11 protein-coding genes and 1 pseudogene are annotated in these 13,748 nt (G+C 62.9%); 7 read left to right on the top strand and 5 right to left on the bottom strand.

The features are described 5' to 3' along the window. Positions 1 to 84: 84 nt before the first annotated feature. The 3 genes from purD to ACHMW6_RS29010 form a co-directional block, all read right to left on the bottom strand. Complete coding sequence (purD, locus tag ACHMW6_RS29020; protein ID WP_395402182.1) at positions 85 to 1,353, bottom strand: phosphoribosylamine--glycine ligase; 1,269 nt, start codon at positions 1,351 to 1,353, stop codon at positions 85 to 87. A gap of 6 nt (positions 1,354 to 1,359) precedes the next feature. Continuing rightward, on the bottom strand, positions 1,360 to 2,085 hold the full coding sequence (locus tag ACHMW6_RS29015) for a YebC/PmpR family DNA-binding transcriptional regulator (RefSeq protein WP_395402180.1): 726 nt from the start codon (positions 2,083 to 2,085) through the stop codon (positions 1,360 to 1,362). Between the two features lie 82 nt (positions 2,086 to 2,167). Further along, complete coding sequence (locus ACHMW6_RS29010) at positions 2,168 to 3,046, bottom strand: DUF4214 domain-containing protein (RefSeq protein ID WP_395402179.1); 879 nt, start codon at positions 3,044 to 3,046, stop codon at positions 2,168 to 2,170. A gap of 311 nt (positions 3,047 to 3,357) precedes the next feature. Between ACHMW6_RS29010 and ACHMW6_RS29005 the strand changes: the two genes are divergently transcribed. Genes ACHMW6_RS29005 through ACHMW6_RS28985 form a run of 5 tightly spaced genes read left to right on the top strand, consistent with a single transcriptional unit; the run spans position 3,358 to position 6,794 of the window. Further along, positions 3,358 to 4,362, top strand: coding sequence for an alkaline phosphatase D family protein (locus ACHMW6_RS29005; protein WP_395402177.1), 1,005 nt, complete (start codon positions 3,358 to 3,360; stop codon positions 4,360 to 4,362). A gap of 5 nt (positions 4,363 to 4,367) precedes the next feature. Further along, positions 4,368 to 5,294 (top strand): DMT family transporter, encoded by a 927-nt coding sequence (locus tag ACHMW6_RS29000; RefSeq protein WP_395402174.1) that lies wholly within the window; start codon positions 4,368 to 4,370, stop codon positions 5,292 to 5,294. Next, positions 5,291 to 5,680, top strand: coding sequence for a methylglyoxal synthase (locus ACHMW6_RS28995; protein ID WP_395402172.1), 390 nt, complete (start codon positions 5,291 to 5,293; stop codon positions 5,678 to 5,680). The genes ACHMW6_RS29000 and ACHMW6_RS28995 overlap by 4 nt, the downstream gene beginning before the upstream one ends. Continuing rightward, positions 5,677 to 6,651, top strand: a complete 975-nt coding sequence (locus ACHMW6_RS28990; RefSeq protein ID WP_395402170.1) for a quinone oxidoreductase family protein — start codon at positions 5,677 to 5,679, stop codon at positions 6,649 to 6,651. The genes ACHMW6_RS28995 and ACHMW6_RS28990 overlap by 4 nt, the downstream gene beginning before the upstream one ends. A gap of 5 nt (positions 6,652 to 6,656) precedes the next feature. Next, the gene (locus tag ACHMW6_RS28985; protein ID WP_395402168.1) at positions 6,657 to 6,794 is read left to right on the top strand and encodes a hypothetical protein; all 138 of its coding nucleotides are present in this window, start codon (positions 6,657 to 6,659) and stop codon (positions 6,792 to 6,794) included. Between the two features lie 54 nt (positions 6,795 to 6,848). On the opposite strand, the gene ACHMW6_RS28980 is transcribed toward ACHMW6_RS28985, so the two are convergent. Continuing rightward, complete coding sequence (locus ACHMW6_RS28980) at positions 6,849 to 8,204, bottom strand: C13 family peptidase (RefSeq protein ID WP_395402166.1); 1,356 nt, start codon at positions 8,202 to 8,204, stop codon at positions 6,849 to 6,851. 128 nt (positions 8,205 to 8,332) lie between these two features. Further along, positions 8,333 to 8,983, bottom strand: a complete 651-nt coding sequence (locus ACHMW6_RS28975; protein WP_395402164.1) for a DUF4136 domain-containing protein — start codon at positions 8,981 to 8,983, stop codon at positions 8,333 to 8,335. 190 nt (positions 8,984 to 9,173) lie between these two features. Here ACHMW6_RS28975 and pepN point away from each other — a divergent pair. Continuing rightward, a pseudogene (gene pepN, locus ACHMW6_RS28970) lies at positions 9,174 to 11,816 on the top strand (aminopeptidase N). 792 nt (positions 11,817 to 12,608) lie between these two features. Continuing rightward, entirely contained in the window at positions 12,609 to 13,610 is a 1,002-nt protein-coding gene (locus ACHMW6_RS28965; RefSeq protein ID WP_395402162.1) for a class 1 fructose-bisphosphatase, read from the top strand. Positions 13,611 to 13,748 lie beyond the last annotated feature (138 nt).

Below are 13,748 nucleotides of genomic sequence, written 5' to 3'. Positions count from 1 at the left end.
TGTTCAAGTGCCGCGGACATAATCGCAGCCGGCGGCTTTCAACCGGTGTCTGCCACATCGTGGCAGACACCAGGGGTTATCGGTTTAGTGCTTCAGGCCTCGCCAGCCGATATCGCGGCGGAACTGCATGCCTTCGAAGGCGATCTTGTCGACCGCGTCGTAAGCCTGTTTCTGCGCCATCTTCACGTTGTCGCCCAGGCCGACCACGCACAGCACGCGGCCGCCGGAGGCGACCAGTTTGCCGTCCGCATCGGCGGTGCCGGCGTGGAAGGTCACGGATTCCGGCGTTTCGGCCGGGATGCCGTGGATGGACGCGCCCTTGACCGGATTATCCGGATAGCCGGCAGCGGCCATCACCACGCCCACGGCGGTGCGGCGGTCCCATTCCAGTTCCACTTGGTCCAGCGTGCCGGAAACGGCATGTTCCATCACGCCCAGCAGGTCGGTCTTCAGGCGCGACATGATGGGCTGGGTTTCCGGGTCGCCCATGCGGCAGTTGAATTCCAGCGTCTTTGGCGTGCCGGCGGCGTCGATCATCAGGCCCGCGTACAGGAAGCCGGTGAACTGGATGCCGTCCTTCGCCATGCCGTGGATGGTCGGCATGATGATCTCGCGCATCACGCGCGCATGCATGGCCGGGGTCACGATCGGGGCCGGGGAGTAGGCGCCCATGCCACCCGTGTTCGGGCCCTGGTCGTTGTCCTGCAGGCGCTTGTGGTCCTGGCTGGTGGCCAGCGGCAGCACGTTCTTGCCGTCGCACATGACGATGAAGGACGCTTCTTCGCCGGCCAGGAATTCCTCGATCACAATGCGCGCGCCGGCATCGCCGAAGGCGTTATCGGACAGCATATGGTCCACGGCCGCATGCGCTTCTTCCAGCGTCATGGCGACGACCACGCCCTTGCCGGCGGCCAGGCCGTCGGCCTTGATGACGATCGGCGCACCCTTGGCGTCCACATAGGCGTGGGCCGCTGCGGCGTCGGCGAAGGTTTCGTAGTCGGCGGTCGGGATGCCGTGGCGCTTCATGAAGGCCTTAGCGAAATCCTTGGAGGACTCGAGTTGCGCCGCCTCTTTGGTCGGGCCAAAGATCTTCAGGCCGCGCGCGCGGAACAGGTTGACGATGCCCGCCGCCAGCGGCACTTCAGGGCCGACCACGGTCAGGCCGATGTGGTTCTGTTCCACGAAATCGGCCAGTGCGTTGAGGTCCGTAATGGGCACGTTCTGCAGGCGCGCATCGCGCGCCGTGCCGCCATTGCCGGGGGCTACATAGACCATCTGCACGCGCTCGGATTGCGCGAGTTTCCATGCCAAAGCGTGTTCACGGCCGCCCGAGCCGACTACCAGGATTTTCATTGGGGATTATTCCTCGATGACTGCGTTGGTATAGACTTCCTGGGTATCGTCCAGGTTTTCCAGCGCGTCCAGCAGCTTCTGCATCTTTGCTGCTTCCTCGCCGGTGAAGACGGTCTCGGTGGCCGGCTTCATGATCACTTCCGCCACTTCGGCCTTGAAGCCCGCCGCTTCCAGCGCATCCTTCACGGCCGAGAAATCGTTCGGGCCGCACAGCACTTCGAAGCCGCCTTCTTCATCGGCGATCACGTCTTCGGCGCCGGCTTCCAGCGCGGCGTCCATCAGTTTGGCTTCATCGGCGCCGGGAGCGAACAGGAACTGGCCGCAATGCTTGAACAGGAAGGCCACCGAGCCTTCGGTGCCCATATTGCCGCCGAATTTGCTGAAGGCGTGGCGCACTTCGGCCACGGTACGGACGCGGTTGTCGGTCATGCAGTCGACGATGATCGCCGCGCCGCCGATGCCGTAGCCTTCGTAACGTACTTCTTCATAGTTGGCGCCGTCGCCGCCGCCGGTACCGCGGGTGATTGCACGCTGGACGTTATCCTTCGGCATATTGGCGTCGGCCGCTTTGTCGATGGCCAGGCGCAGGCGCGGATTGGAGGCGATTTCGCCGCCGCCCATGCGGGCAGCCACGGTGATTTCCTTAATCAGGCGCGTCCAGATCTTGCCGCGTTTCGCGTCCGTTGCAGCCTTTTTATGCTTGATGTTGGCCCATTTGCTGTGTCCAGCCATGTTCAATCTTCCTTAGACGGTGTGCAATCGAGGGCAATATTCTAGCATATCGCCCTTCATGGAACCGCCGAAGGTAGGGGCGTCAAGCCCAGGGAACGTAGTTGATCCCGTGCTCGATGCTGCCGATGACCTGGGCCTGGTTTTCCGGGCTTTCGGCAAAGTCGATCAGCACGGATTCGCGGGACACGCCGCGGTTCAGCGCATCGATCCAGAACTTGTAGCCGTCCGCATCGGGCGTGCGGTGCAGGGCATTGGCGTAGAGGGCCGTGAGGAAGGTATCGTTGTTGGCGTTGGCGCCGTACAGGCGGTCGAATTCGGCGCTGTGGGTGAAGCCATGGGCCATGCCCATCCAGGGCTCGCCGCGGTCGGCAGCGTCGATCCAGAAGCCGAGGCCCACCTGGTCGGGGGCGCGGTTGAAGGCGGCCTGGTAGAGGCGGAACATCTTGCCGGCGTTGCCGTTGATATCCAGCGCCACGCCGCCGTCGTTGAACTCGATACGCTCGACGTTCGGCAGGACGGTATCGCTGATGCCGTTGCCGGTGACATGGGCCACGTGGTCCCCGCCAACGGCCACGCCGAAGGAGCTGCGCGCACCGTTGTAGACCACGGTATCGATGCCGTCGCCGCCGTCGTAGGCGTTGAATCCGGCGCCGCCGTTCATGATGTCGGCCCCGGCGCCGCCGTGGAAGGCATCGTTGCCGTTGCCGCCGTTCATGATGTCGTTGCCGAAGCTGCCCCAGAATTCATCGTTGCCGTTGCCGCCATCAAAGGTGTCGCCGATGAGGTCGTTTTTATAAGTGTTGGTGGCCGCGTCGTAGATCTGGCCCGCGTCCAGGCGGTCGTCGCCATCGCCGCCGATCAGGATATCGGCGCCCCCGTTGCCATACAGAAAATCGTTGCCGGCGGTGCCTTGAATGGTTTCGTTGCCACTCGTGCCGCCTTTGATAATGCCATCTGCCATGATGAGCTCCCTTCGTACACGCAAGAATGTCTTTTTTGTAACGGAAGAGTAGTCCCAATTTGTTGAGTTGTCGCGCGGCTGGTTTGCAATTATGCGTGGCAATTTTTAGAACCCACGGCAGAGGCTGGTGTCTGCCACGGCGTGGCAGACACCCGGTCCGCGTCCCCGGACTGTGGTCGAAGTGCCGCGTCGCATGAAAACAGCCGAGGCGCAAAAACAGGTGGCTGCCACATCGTGGCAGCCACCAGGGTCTGCCGTGGGTTTTAGAGTGTTTCGAGGCGGGCCTGAATATTACGCAGGCGACAGTCGCCGTGCTGGCTTACGGCCAGGCGGACAATGCCGCGGCAGCCGGCGCCACGGCGCAGGCTATGGCTGCGGCCCAGGCCATCGCCATCGGATATATCAAGCCGGATGTGCAGGCGAACAAGGCGTCGTCGGCCTTCGTAGTGGCATCGGGCAAGCAGGCCGCGCTGGCGCCTTACTTCCGCCGCTTCCTGATCAACTGCGACCAGTGGGACGGCTACAACGCCGAGCGCAAGGCGCTCATGTCGCACCTGAAGTCCAACAATATCGGCAATGTGGTGGCGCTGACGGGCGACATCCACTCCTTCTTCGCCGGCACCGTCAGCGACGATTTCGACGCGGCCAATGGCGGCACGCCGGTGGCGGTGGACCTGGTGACGGCGGGCGTGTCGTCCGATTCATTCTTTACTTACCTGCGCGATGCGGCGGCGGCGCTGGGCGACCTGGGCACGCTGGTGTCGTACCCACTGTCCGTGCCGGTGCCGGGCCTGGGCACGCTGGCGCTGAACTTTAATCTTCTGGATTACACGCTGGGCAGGGCGGCGCCTACCGTTGATACGCTGGCGGCGCAGGTGTCCGTGCAGTTGCGTGGCGCGCTGGCGGCGAAGGGGCTGCCGGAGGCTGCGCTGGATGCGACGGTGGAACAGGTGCTGGCGGGACTGAAGGCCAACGGCGATTTCAATACGGCCTTGCTGGGATTGGCGCAGCAGCTGGCGGGGTTGAGCAGCAATCCCTGGCTGAAGCATTTGAATACGGATGCGCAGGGGTTTACTGTCGTGACGGTGACGCCGGGCAGGGGGGGCGGGGGTTACCACCGCCACGGTTACTTCGGGCGTTGCGGCTGTGGCTATCAGCTAAACCCAAGGCCGGAGCTGGTGTCTGCCACGATGTGGCAGACACCCGTTTATGGCCGCGGACTCCGAACAGGTGTCTGCCACGTCGTGGCTGACACCAGGGGTTGCCGTGGGTTTAAAGGGGTGCTCAGCAGCCATTGCCGTTTCGTCATACAATGACAGGCATGACTACCAGCACCACCACCCCGTCCCAATCCGGCGCACGTGCCGCTTACCTGGGCGGACTGGCGATTGCAGTGGGTGGCGCGGTGCTGTTTTCCACCAAGGCGGTGGTGGCCAAGCTCCTCTACCGCTATCACATCGACGCTGTTACGCTGATCGCCTTCCGCATGCTGTTCTCGCTGCCCATCTTCGCGGCAGTGGCCATCTGGAAGATGCGCACCGAAGCACCGCTAAGCAAGGCGGACGCCTGGCGTCTCGTCGGCCTGGGCCTGATCGGCTACTACCTCTCCAGCTTTCTCGACTTCCTCGGCCTGCAATACATCAGCGTGGGCCTGGAGCGCCTGATCCTCTTCCTCACGCCGACCTTCGTGCTGCTGATTTCGTCCACCTGGTTGAAGCAGCACATCAGCCGCAAGCAATGGCTGGCGCTGATGCTGTCTTACGGCGGGATCGTGCTGGTGTTCGTGCACGACCTGCAGGGCGGCGGCAACGTGGCGCTGGGCTCCAGCCTTGTCCTCGGCTCGGCGCTCGCCTACGGCATCTACCTGCTGGCTTCCGGCGAAATGGTCAAACGATTGGGGTCCTTGCGGCTGGTCGCGTATGCGATGTGCGTGTCCAGCGTGGCCTGCATCGGACAATTCTTCCTGCTGCGGCCTGCCTCGCTGCTGATCCAGCCGATGCCGGTGTACTGGCTGTCCCTGGTCAACGGCATATTCTGCACGGTGATGCCGGTGTTTATGACGATGACCGCCGTGCAACGCGTCGGCGCGGGTGTGGCTTCGCAGGCGGGTATGATCGGTCCTGTGTCCACGCTCTTCCTCGGCGCCGTGATTCTTTCCGAGCCGGTGACGAGCTGGCAATTGGCGGGCACCGCGCTGGTGCTGGCCGGGATTTATACGCTGTCCAAAGTGAAAGGTGATAAGAAATGAAGCCCCGCATTGCCCTGATTGCCCACGACAAGAAGAAGGACGACATGATCGCGCTGGCGCGCGAGTACTCAGACTTCCTGAAACAATGCCAGCTGTGCGCCACCGGCACCACGGGCGGGCGCCTGATCGGCGAGGTGGGCCTGGAAGTGGATCGCAAGCAAAGCGGCCCGCTGGGCGGCGACCTGCAGATCGGCGCCCTGCTGGTCGATGGCCTGATCGACGCCATCATCTTCCTGCGCGACCCGATGACGCCGCAGCCGCACGAACCGGACATCAACGCGCTGGTGCGCGCCTGCGACGTGCACAACATCGCCTGCGCCACCAACCTGGCGTCGGCGCACCTGGTGCTGTCGCAGCTGCAAACCCAGATGGGAGAGTCCAAATGACCAAGGCAATCCGCTTTTCCCGCACCGGCGGGCCGGAAGTGCTGGAGTATGTGGACGTTAATGTCGGTGCGCCCGGTCCCGGCGAGGCGACCGTGCGCCATGAGGCGATCGGCCTGAATTTCATTGACGTCTACTTCCGCACCGGCCTGTATCCGCAGCCGCTGCCGTCCGGCCTGGGCCAGGAAGGCGCGGGCGTGGTGGAAGCGGTGGGCGAGGGCGTTACGCATGTGAAGCCGGGCGACCGTGTGGCCTATGCGGGCCGTCCCAACGGGGCGTATTCGGAAAAGCGCAATATGCCGGCCGCCATCCTGCTCAAGCTGCCGGACAATATCGGCTTCGACACGGCGGCGGCCATGATGCTGCAGGGGATGACGGTACAGTACCTGTTCCACCGCACCGCGCAACTGAAGGCGGGCGACACCATCCTGTTCCACGCGGCGGCCGGCGGCGTTGGCCTGATCGCCTGCCAGTGGGCCAAGGCGCTGGGCGTGAACCTGATCGGCACCGCCGGTTCGGACGAGAAGGCGGCGCTGGCCAAGGCGCATGGCGCGGCGCACGTGATCAACTACAACACGGAAAACTTCACGCAGCGCGTGAAAGAGATCACGAACGGGCAGGGCGTGTCCGTGGTCTATGACTCGATCGGCAAGGATACGTTCATTGGCTCGCTGGACAGCCTGGCGCCATTGGGACTGATGGTCAGCTTCGGCAATGCGTCCGGGCCGGTCGATCCGTTCTCGCTGGGCGAACTGCAGTCGCGCGGTTCGCTGTTCGTGACTCGTCCCACGCTGTTCACCTATGTGGCCAAGCGTCCCGACCTGGAAGCCTGCGCGGCTTCGCTGTTCGATGTGGTGGGCAGCGGCAAGGTGAAGATCGATATCAACCAGCGCTATAATCTCGCCGACGTGGCGCAGGCGCATATCGACCTCGAAGCGCGCAAGACCACAGGGTCCACCATTATTCTTCCTTGAGCATCATGACCGATCAGAACCGACCAGCCGAAGACGACGATCCAGGCCAATCCCCGAAATTTGGCCGCCTGCTGGTGATCCTGCTGCTGGTTGTCGCGCTGATCGGTGTGATTACCTTTGCCAGCGAAGCTTATTACAGCTGAAGCAAAACCCACGGCGTGAACCTAGTGTCAGCCACATCGTGGCTGACACTTGCTTTACGCCTCTGGTTTCAGCATGCGTTCCAGGCGCGCACGAATTCCTGAGCCGACGGATATTTGCGGATTCGAGTAGCCGTCGGTTTTCCCTGCCTCCTGTTCGCGCTGCAGAATGATCTTGCGCGCGGCGGCGTGCGCTTCCTCAAACGAGCGTGTGCGGGAGCGCAGCTGCTCGTCATACATGGCGCGGCCGAAGAAGGTCAGCTCCGATTTGCTGCCGCAGCCATAGGACGTGTGATCGGCATCAGCGGCCGTCATCACAAGGGTGTTCTCGTTGGCCAGCGGCGCGATCCAGCTGCCCGAATAGCAGGCCGAGATCGAAATCACGCGGTTGCGGATGCCCGCTTCGTCCAGCCATTTCTTCAGCTCCTGCGGCGTGAGGTCCTGCATCGACAGCGGCGGGAACTGAGAGGCCAGGTGCCCATTCGCGCCGCCATGTGAGGTGAGGTGAAGGAAGAGAATGTCCTCATCCCGGTCCATGGTTTGCGCAATCCGGGCGATGGCGCGGTGCAGGTTGAGCGGCGTGGCCCAGACCTGCGTGCCGGCCGTGTGGAAGTGATTCACCATCTGCAGCACGCGTCCCTCAGCATCGAAGCGCTTGGCCATCACCTCCGCGACAACGCCGCTTTCGCGCCAGAACACGTCCGCATAGTAGGGCGCGAAGGTGAGGGCGTACATATCCACCTTGCCGGGACGCTGAGGCTTCAGCGCGGCCAGCTGCTTCGCCAATAGCGCGGGCTGCGCCTCGGCCAGTTCCTGCGTCAGCTTGAAGGGATACGGCTCGGCGCTTTCCTGCTGCTTCGGATACCAGAAATCGGCGGGGCGGGCGAAGATGTTCAGCGCGAAGCAGCCGATCAGCACCAGGATGGCGGTGGCGGACGGCAGCGGCTCCCCGCTGCCGCCGCGCCAGAGCAGCACCAGTTGCGAAATCAGTGCCAGCGCGGGCGGGACCATCCAGACAGCCGCGTTGCCGAAGCGGCCGAGTCTTGTTGTGTCCAGATGGCCGTAGATCATGGCCACGTAGACGGCGCCGACCAGCAGCGTGAGCGCGATGGACTGGGCTTGCAGCATCGTGAACAGGCGCGGCGTGTCCCCGCGTACCAGCCAGGCGCACCAGGGCAGCAGGGCCAGGGACAACCAGCCGGCGTTGAAGGCTTGCCAGTAGAAGATGGCCGGGCCGTCCACATACAGGCGCTGGATCAGCACTGCCAGGGCGAGATTCAACACGAACAGCGCGGCGATCATCGCCGGGCCGGTTGGTAGGCCAGTCCAGCGGGGGCGAAGCATCACGGCGGTGCGGGCGCCTTCGCGCAGCCAGGCGAGCATGGGGTAGCGCGGGTCAGGCGAGAGGGACATCGGCAGTCCTTGTCAAAACCCAGGGCGTGAACCTGGTGTCAGGCACAACGTGCCTGACACCTGCTTCTGCCCCGGGTTTAAAAAAATGCCGTCCAGATAGAACTGGACGGCATTGGGAGGCAAACGGCTTACTGGATTTCGAGGTCAACGCGCTTGGCCTTGCCGCTCTCGCCCGGGAAACCGGTAAAGGCGCTTTGCACCAGGGCGGGCATCACGGCGGGGGTGGACTGTTTGCGGCTGGTGTTATTCACCGTCACCTCGAACAGCTTGTTACCGGCCAGGTTATTGATCGTCACGTACAGCTTGCGCTCGTAATTGTGCTGGATGACTTCGCGGTACTCCATCGGGCCCCAATACCAGGGGTCATAGAAGCCGCGGTAGCCATAAAAGCCCCCGTAGTAGCGGCGATACGGACCGTAGCCGAAGCGCCCATAGCCCCAGGGGCCGTAGTAGGGCGACATCAGGAAGGGATCGGACGCCTGCAGCACGCGGGTCGGATGATCGACGGTGGAAAAGCGCATGCCCACTCTCAGCTTGGCGTCGGCCGGGTTGGCAGCCTGCTGGAAGCCCAGTTTCGCCAGTTCATTGCTGACCAGGGCCAGATAGCTGCGGTGCTCCAGCGTATCCTCGGCCGGAGGCGGGGTTTCGAAGACATATGACTTGTCCTGCAGGTCCGCGGGCCACTGGTGGAACACGGTGACGTCACTGCGCAAGGTCGTGGCGCACCCGCTCAGCAGCAGGCTGGCGGCCGCTATGAGTATGCTGGCTAGCGCTTTCATGGTCTGACTCCCAATTTTCAAAGGAATTCTACTCATTTGACAGTTTATTACTGCAACAATCGTTTCGCCTAATTATTACAGAATGTTACCGCCCGGGGGAGAACAGAAAAGAACCGGAAAAGAATCGGGCGTCGCCCCTGCGCGCTGTTGGTAAAATAACCTTTCTTTGTCTTTGCCCAGAACGAAACCCATGCGCACCGATAGCCCCCAGACGATCTACCGTAAAGACTACACCCCGCCCAGCTACCTCGTTGACACCGTAGAACTGGGCTTCGACCTGGATCCTGCCAAAACCGTGGTCGCCAACCGCATCACGCTGCGCCAGAACCCGGACAGCAAGAGTCGCGACCTGGTACTGAATGGCGAGGACATTGAACTGGTGGCCATCCGCATGAATGGCCAGGCGCTGAAGCCGAACCAGTACATCGTCGCCAACAATACGCTGACCATCCGCAAGGCGCCGGCCGAAGTCACGCTGGAAATCGAAACCACTTGCGCGCCGGAGCGGAATACCACCCTGTCTGGCCTGTACACCTCGAACGGCAGCTTCTATACCCAGTGCGAGGCGGAAGGCTTCCGCCGTATCACGTATTTCCCGGACCGTCCGGACGTCATGGCGAAGTACACGGTCATGCTGCGCGCGGACAAGGAAAAATATCCGGTGCTGCTCTCCAACGGCAACCTGATCGAAGAGGGCGACCTGGATGACGGCCGTCATTACGCCAAGTGGGAAGACCCGTTCAAGAAACCGAGCTACCTGTTCGCCCTGGTGGCGGCCCAGCTGGTCAGCCAGGAGGAGACGTACACCCTGGCGTCCGGCCGCGACGTGCTGCTGCAGGTGTGGGTGGAAGAGGGCAATCTGGACAAGACCGACTACGCCATGCAGTCGCTGAAGAATTCCATCCGCTGGGACGAGGAGCGCTGGGACCTGGAGCTGGACCTGGACCGCTTCATGATCGTGGCGGTGGGCGACTTCAATATGGGCGCCATGGAGAACAAGGGCCTCAACATCTTCAACACGAAGTTCGTGCTGGCTAATCCGCGCGTTGCCACGGACATCGACTACGCGGGCATCGAAGCCGTGGTCGGCCACGAATACTTCCACAACTGGACCGGCAACCGCGTGACTTGCCGCGACTGGTTCCAGCTGTCGCTGAAGGAAGGCCTGACTGTATTCCGCGACCAGGAATTTTCGGCGGACATGATCGGTACCGAATCCGGCCGCGCCGTTACCCGCATCGACCAGGTGCGCACCTTGCGCCAGGCGCAGTTCCCGGAAGATGCCGGCCCGATGGCGCATCCCGTGCGTCCGGACTCCTTCGTCGAGATCAATAACTTCTACACGGTCACCGTGTATGAAAAGGCGCCGAAGTAGTGCGCATGTACCAGACCCTGCTCGGCCGCGAGGGCTTCCGCAAGGGCATGGACTTGTACTTCGAGCGCCACGACGGCCAGGCCGTGCAGTGCGACGATTTCCGCGCCGCGATGGCGGACGCCAATGGACGCGACCTGACGCAGTTCGAGCGCTGGTATTCGCAGGCCGGTACGCCGGTGGTGTCGGCGAAGTCGCGCTACGATGCGGATGCGCAGACCTATGAGCTTACCCTGTCCCAGAGCTGCCCGCCTACGCCGGGCCAGGAGAAAAAGCTGCCCTTCCACCTCCCCGTGGCTGTGGGCCTGCTGGACAAGGACGGCAAAGACCTGCCGCTTACCGTCGATGGCGAAGGCCGCGGTACGACCGCCGTACTGGAGCTGACCGAGGCGGAGCAGACCTTCACGTTCAGCGGCGTGGCCGAACAGCCGGTGCCGTCCATCCTGCGCGACTTTTCGGCGCCGGTGGTGCTGGAATACGACTACAGCGACGACGAGCTGCTGCACCTGTTCCGCTACGACAGCGACCCCGTGAACCGCTGGGAAGCGGGCCAGCGCCTGGCGATGGAGCGCCTGCTGGCGCTGTGCGGCGCGGTGACCACGGACCGTACCCTTTCGCTGGACGATACCTATATCGAAGCGCTGCGTGCCCTGCTGACGGACGACTCGCTGGGCGCGGCCTTCCGCGAACAGGCGCTGATCCTGCCGTCGGAAACCATCATTGCGGAGGCGATGGAAGTGGTGCATCCACAGGCCATCCACACCGCGCGCCAGTTCATGCGCCATGCGATCGGCTCCGCGCTGGCGGACGAGCTGCACGAAGTCTATGAGGCCAACGCCACGCCGGGACCTTACAGCCCGGATGCGGCGTCCGCCGGCAAGCGCGGCTTGCGCAACCTGGCGCTGGCTTATCTGCTGGTGCAGCCGAATGCCGAGGCCATGAAGCTGGCCGAGAACGCAGTTCGACAATGCGACCAATATGACGGACCGCGCGGCGGCGATGGTGTCCATGATTCACAGCGGCGCCGATGTGAGCCAGCGTCTGGAGACCTTCTACCAGGAGTTCAAGGGCGAGGCGCTGGTGGTGGACAAATGGTTCACCATGCAGGCCACCGCGCCGCATACCGACGTGGCACGCGTGCGCGAGTTGATGCGGCATCCGGCGTTCACGCTGAAGAACCCGAACCGCGCGCGCAGCCTGCTGTTCGCTTTCTGCAACGCAAATCCGCCGCAGTTCCATGCCGCGGACGGCAGCGCTTACGAGTTCTGGGCGGAGCATGTGATCAAGCTTGATGCGCTTAACCCGCAAGTTGCAGCGCGCCTTGCACGTTCGATGGACCGCTGGCGCAGGTATTCGCCGGAGTTGCAGGTTCATATGCGCCATGCGCTTGAACGCGTGGCTGCCGCGACGCCGCTGTCCAATGATGTGATGGAGGTGGTGTCGAAGGCGCTGGCCAATTAAACACGGCGGATCGATGATCCGCCCTACGCTGTGCGGCGGAACGGGCGTAAAAAAATCGAATCGCCGTGCGACGGATCGGATGTCGCGGGGCGCAAAAAAATCGGAACGGCGTGTGACGGATCGGACGTCGCGGGGCGTAAAAAAATCGGAACGCCGTGCGACGGAACGGACGTCGCGGGGCGTAAAAAATCGGAACGCCGTGCGACGGATCGGACGTCGCGGGGCGTAAAAAATCGGAACGCCGTGCGACGGATCGGACGTCGCGGGGCGTAAAAAAATCGGAACGCCGTGCGACGGATCGGACGTCGCGGGGCGTAAAAATCGGAACGCCGTGCGACGGATCGGACGTCGCGGGGCGTAAAAAATCGGAACGCCGTGCGACGGATCGGATGTCGCGGGGCGTAAAAAATCGGAACGCCGTGCGACGGATCGGATGTCGCGGGGCGTAAAAAATCGGAACGCCGTGCGACGGATCGGACGTCGCGGGGCGTAAAAATCGGAACGCCGTGCGACGGATCGGACGTCGCGGGGCGTAAAAAATCGGAACGCCGTGCGACGGATCGGACGTCGCGGGGCGTAAAAAATCGGACCGCCGTGCGACGGATCGGATGTCGCGGGGCGTAAAAAATCGGAACGCCGTGCGACGGATCGGATGTCGCGGGGCGTAAAAAATCGGAACGCCGTGCGACGGATCGGACGTCGCGGGCGCAAAAAAACGAAACGCGTAGGGCGGATCATTGATCCGCCGTGCGTGAACGACAACGAACTTCAAACCAAGACCAGGGAACCCGAATGAAACGCATCAGCCTCACCCAACACCTCGTTGAAGAACAACGCCAGCACCACAACATCCCCGCCGAGCTGCGTCTGCTGATCGAAGTGGTCGCGCGCGCGTGCAAGACCATCAGCCACAGCGTGGGCAAGGGCGCCCTGGGCGACGTGCTCGGCGCGCTGGAAACGGAAAACGTGCAGGGCGAAGTCCAGAAGAAGCTGGACGTGATCTCCAACGAAATCCTGCTGGAAGCGAACGAATGGGGCGGCCACCTGGCGGCGATGGCGTCGGAAGAAATGGAAGAAATCCACCTGATCCCGAACCGCTACCCGAAAGGCGAATACATGCTGGTGTTCGACCCGCTGGACGGCTCCTCGAACATCGACGTGAACGTCTCCATCGGCACCATCTTCTCCGTGCTGAAAGCGCCGGAAGGCATGGGCGAACCGACCGAGAAGGACTTCCTGCAGCCGGGCACAAAGCAGGTCGCCGCCGGCTACGCCGTCTACGGCCCGCAAACCATGCTGGTGCTCACGACCGGCAACGGCGTGAACTGCTTCACGCTGGACCGCGAAATGGGCTCCTGGGTGCTCACCCAGCGCAATATGCAAATCCCGACCAAGACCAAGGAATTTGCGATCAATATGTCCAACCAGCGCCACTGGCATCCGCCGGTGCAGCGCTATATTTCCGAGCTGCTGGCCGGCTCCACGGGCCCGCGCGGCGCGGACTTCAATATGCGCTGGATCGCCTCCATGGTGGCGGACGTGCACCGCATCCTGAACCGCGGCGGCATCTTCATGTACCCGGCGGACGTACGCGACCCGTCCAAGCCCGGCAAGCTGCGCCTGATGTATGAAGCCAACCCGATGGCCTTCATCGTCGAACAGGCCGGCGGCATGGCCACCGACGGCAAGCACCGCATCCTCGACATCCAGCCCGAGAAGCTGCACCAGCGCGTGCCCGTCATCCTCGGCTCGCGCGACGAAGTGGCGGTTGTTACCGGTTATCACCACGAATAAGCGCACCGGGCTGTAACATATTCGGCGGGACGTACCCGGTCCCGGGACGCGTAGGGCGGATCATTGATCCGCCGTGTTTGCGCTGCCCGCGGCCCGGCAATAATTGTTGTTCATTAAACACTAGCAAACTGTCAATTA

It is taken from the genome of Pseudoduganella sp. UC29_106, assembly GCF_044055365.1.
In the GTDB taxonomy this organism is placed as follows: Bacteria; Pseudomonadota; Gammaproteobacteria; order Burkholderiales; family Burkholderiaceae_D; genus Rugamonas.
This window is presented reverse-complemented; position numbering and strand designations above follow the sequence as displayed.

What these genes read in the sequence shown, in the direction of transcription:
- ACHMW6_RS28995 (WP_395402172.1), top strand. Translation starts at nt 5,291, where the DNA reads ATGAAGCCCCGCATTGCCCTGATTGCCCACGACAAGAAGAAGGACGAC.
- ACHMW6_RS29010 (WP_395402179.1), bottom strand. Translation starts at nt 3,046, where the DNA reads ATGGCAGATGGCATTATCAAAGGCGGCACGAGTGGCAACGAAACCATT.
- ACHMW6_RS28980 (WP_395402166.1), bottom strand. Translation starts at nt 8,204, where the DNA reads ATGTCCCTCTCGCCTGACCCGCGCTACCCCATGCTCGCCTGGCTGCGC.
- ACHMW6_RS28985 (WP_395402168.1), top strand. Translation starts at nt 6,657, where the DNA reads ATGACCGATCAGAACCGACCAGCCGAAGACGACGATCCAGGCCAATCC.
- ACHMW6_RS29015 (WP_395402180.1), bottom strand. Translation starts at nt 2,085, where the DNA reads ATGGCTGGACACAGCAAATGGGCCAACATCAAGCATAAAAAGGCTGCA.
- ACHMW6_RS28965 (WP_395402162.1), top strand. Translation starts at nt 12,609, where the DNA reads ATGAAACGCATCAGCCTCACCCAACACCTCGTTGAAGAACAACGCCAG.
- purD (WP_395402182.1), bottom strand. Translation starts at nt 1,353, where the DNA reads ATGAAAATCCTGGTAGTCGGCTCGGGCGGCCGTGAACACGCTTTGGCA.
- ACHMW6_RS29000 (WP_395402174.1), top strand. Translation starts at nt 4,368, where the DNA reads ATGACTACCAGCACCACCACCCCGTCCCAATCCGGCGCACGTGCCGCT.
- ACHMW6_RS28975 (WP_395402164.1), bottom strand. Translation starts at nt 8,983, where the DNA reads ATGAAAGCGCTAGCCAGCATACTCATAGCGGCCGCCAGCCTGCTGCTG.
- ACHMW6_RS28990 (WP_395402170.1), top strand. Translation starts at nt 5,677, where the DNA reads ATGACCAAGGCAATCCGCTTTTCCCGCACCGGCGGGCCGGAAGTGCTG.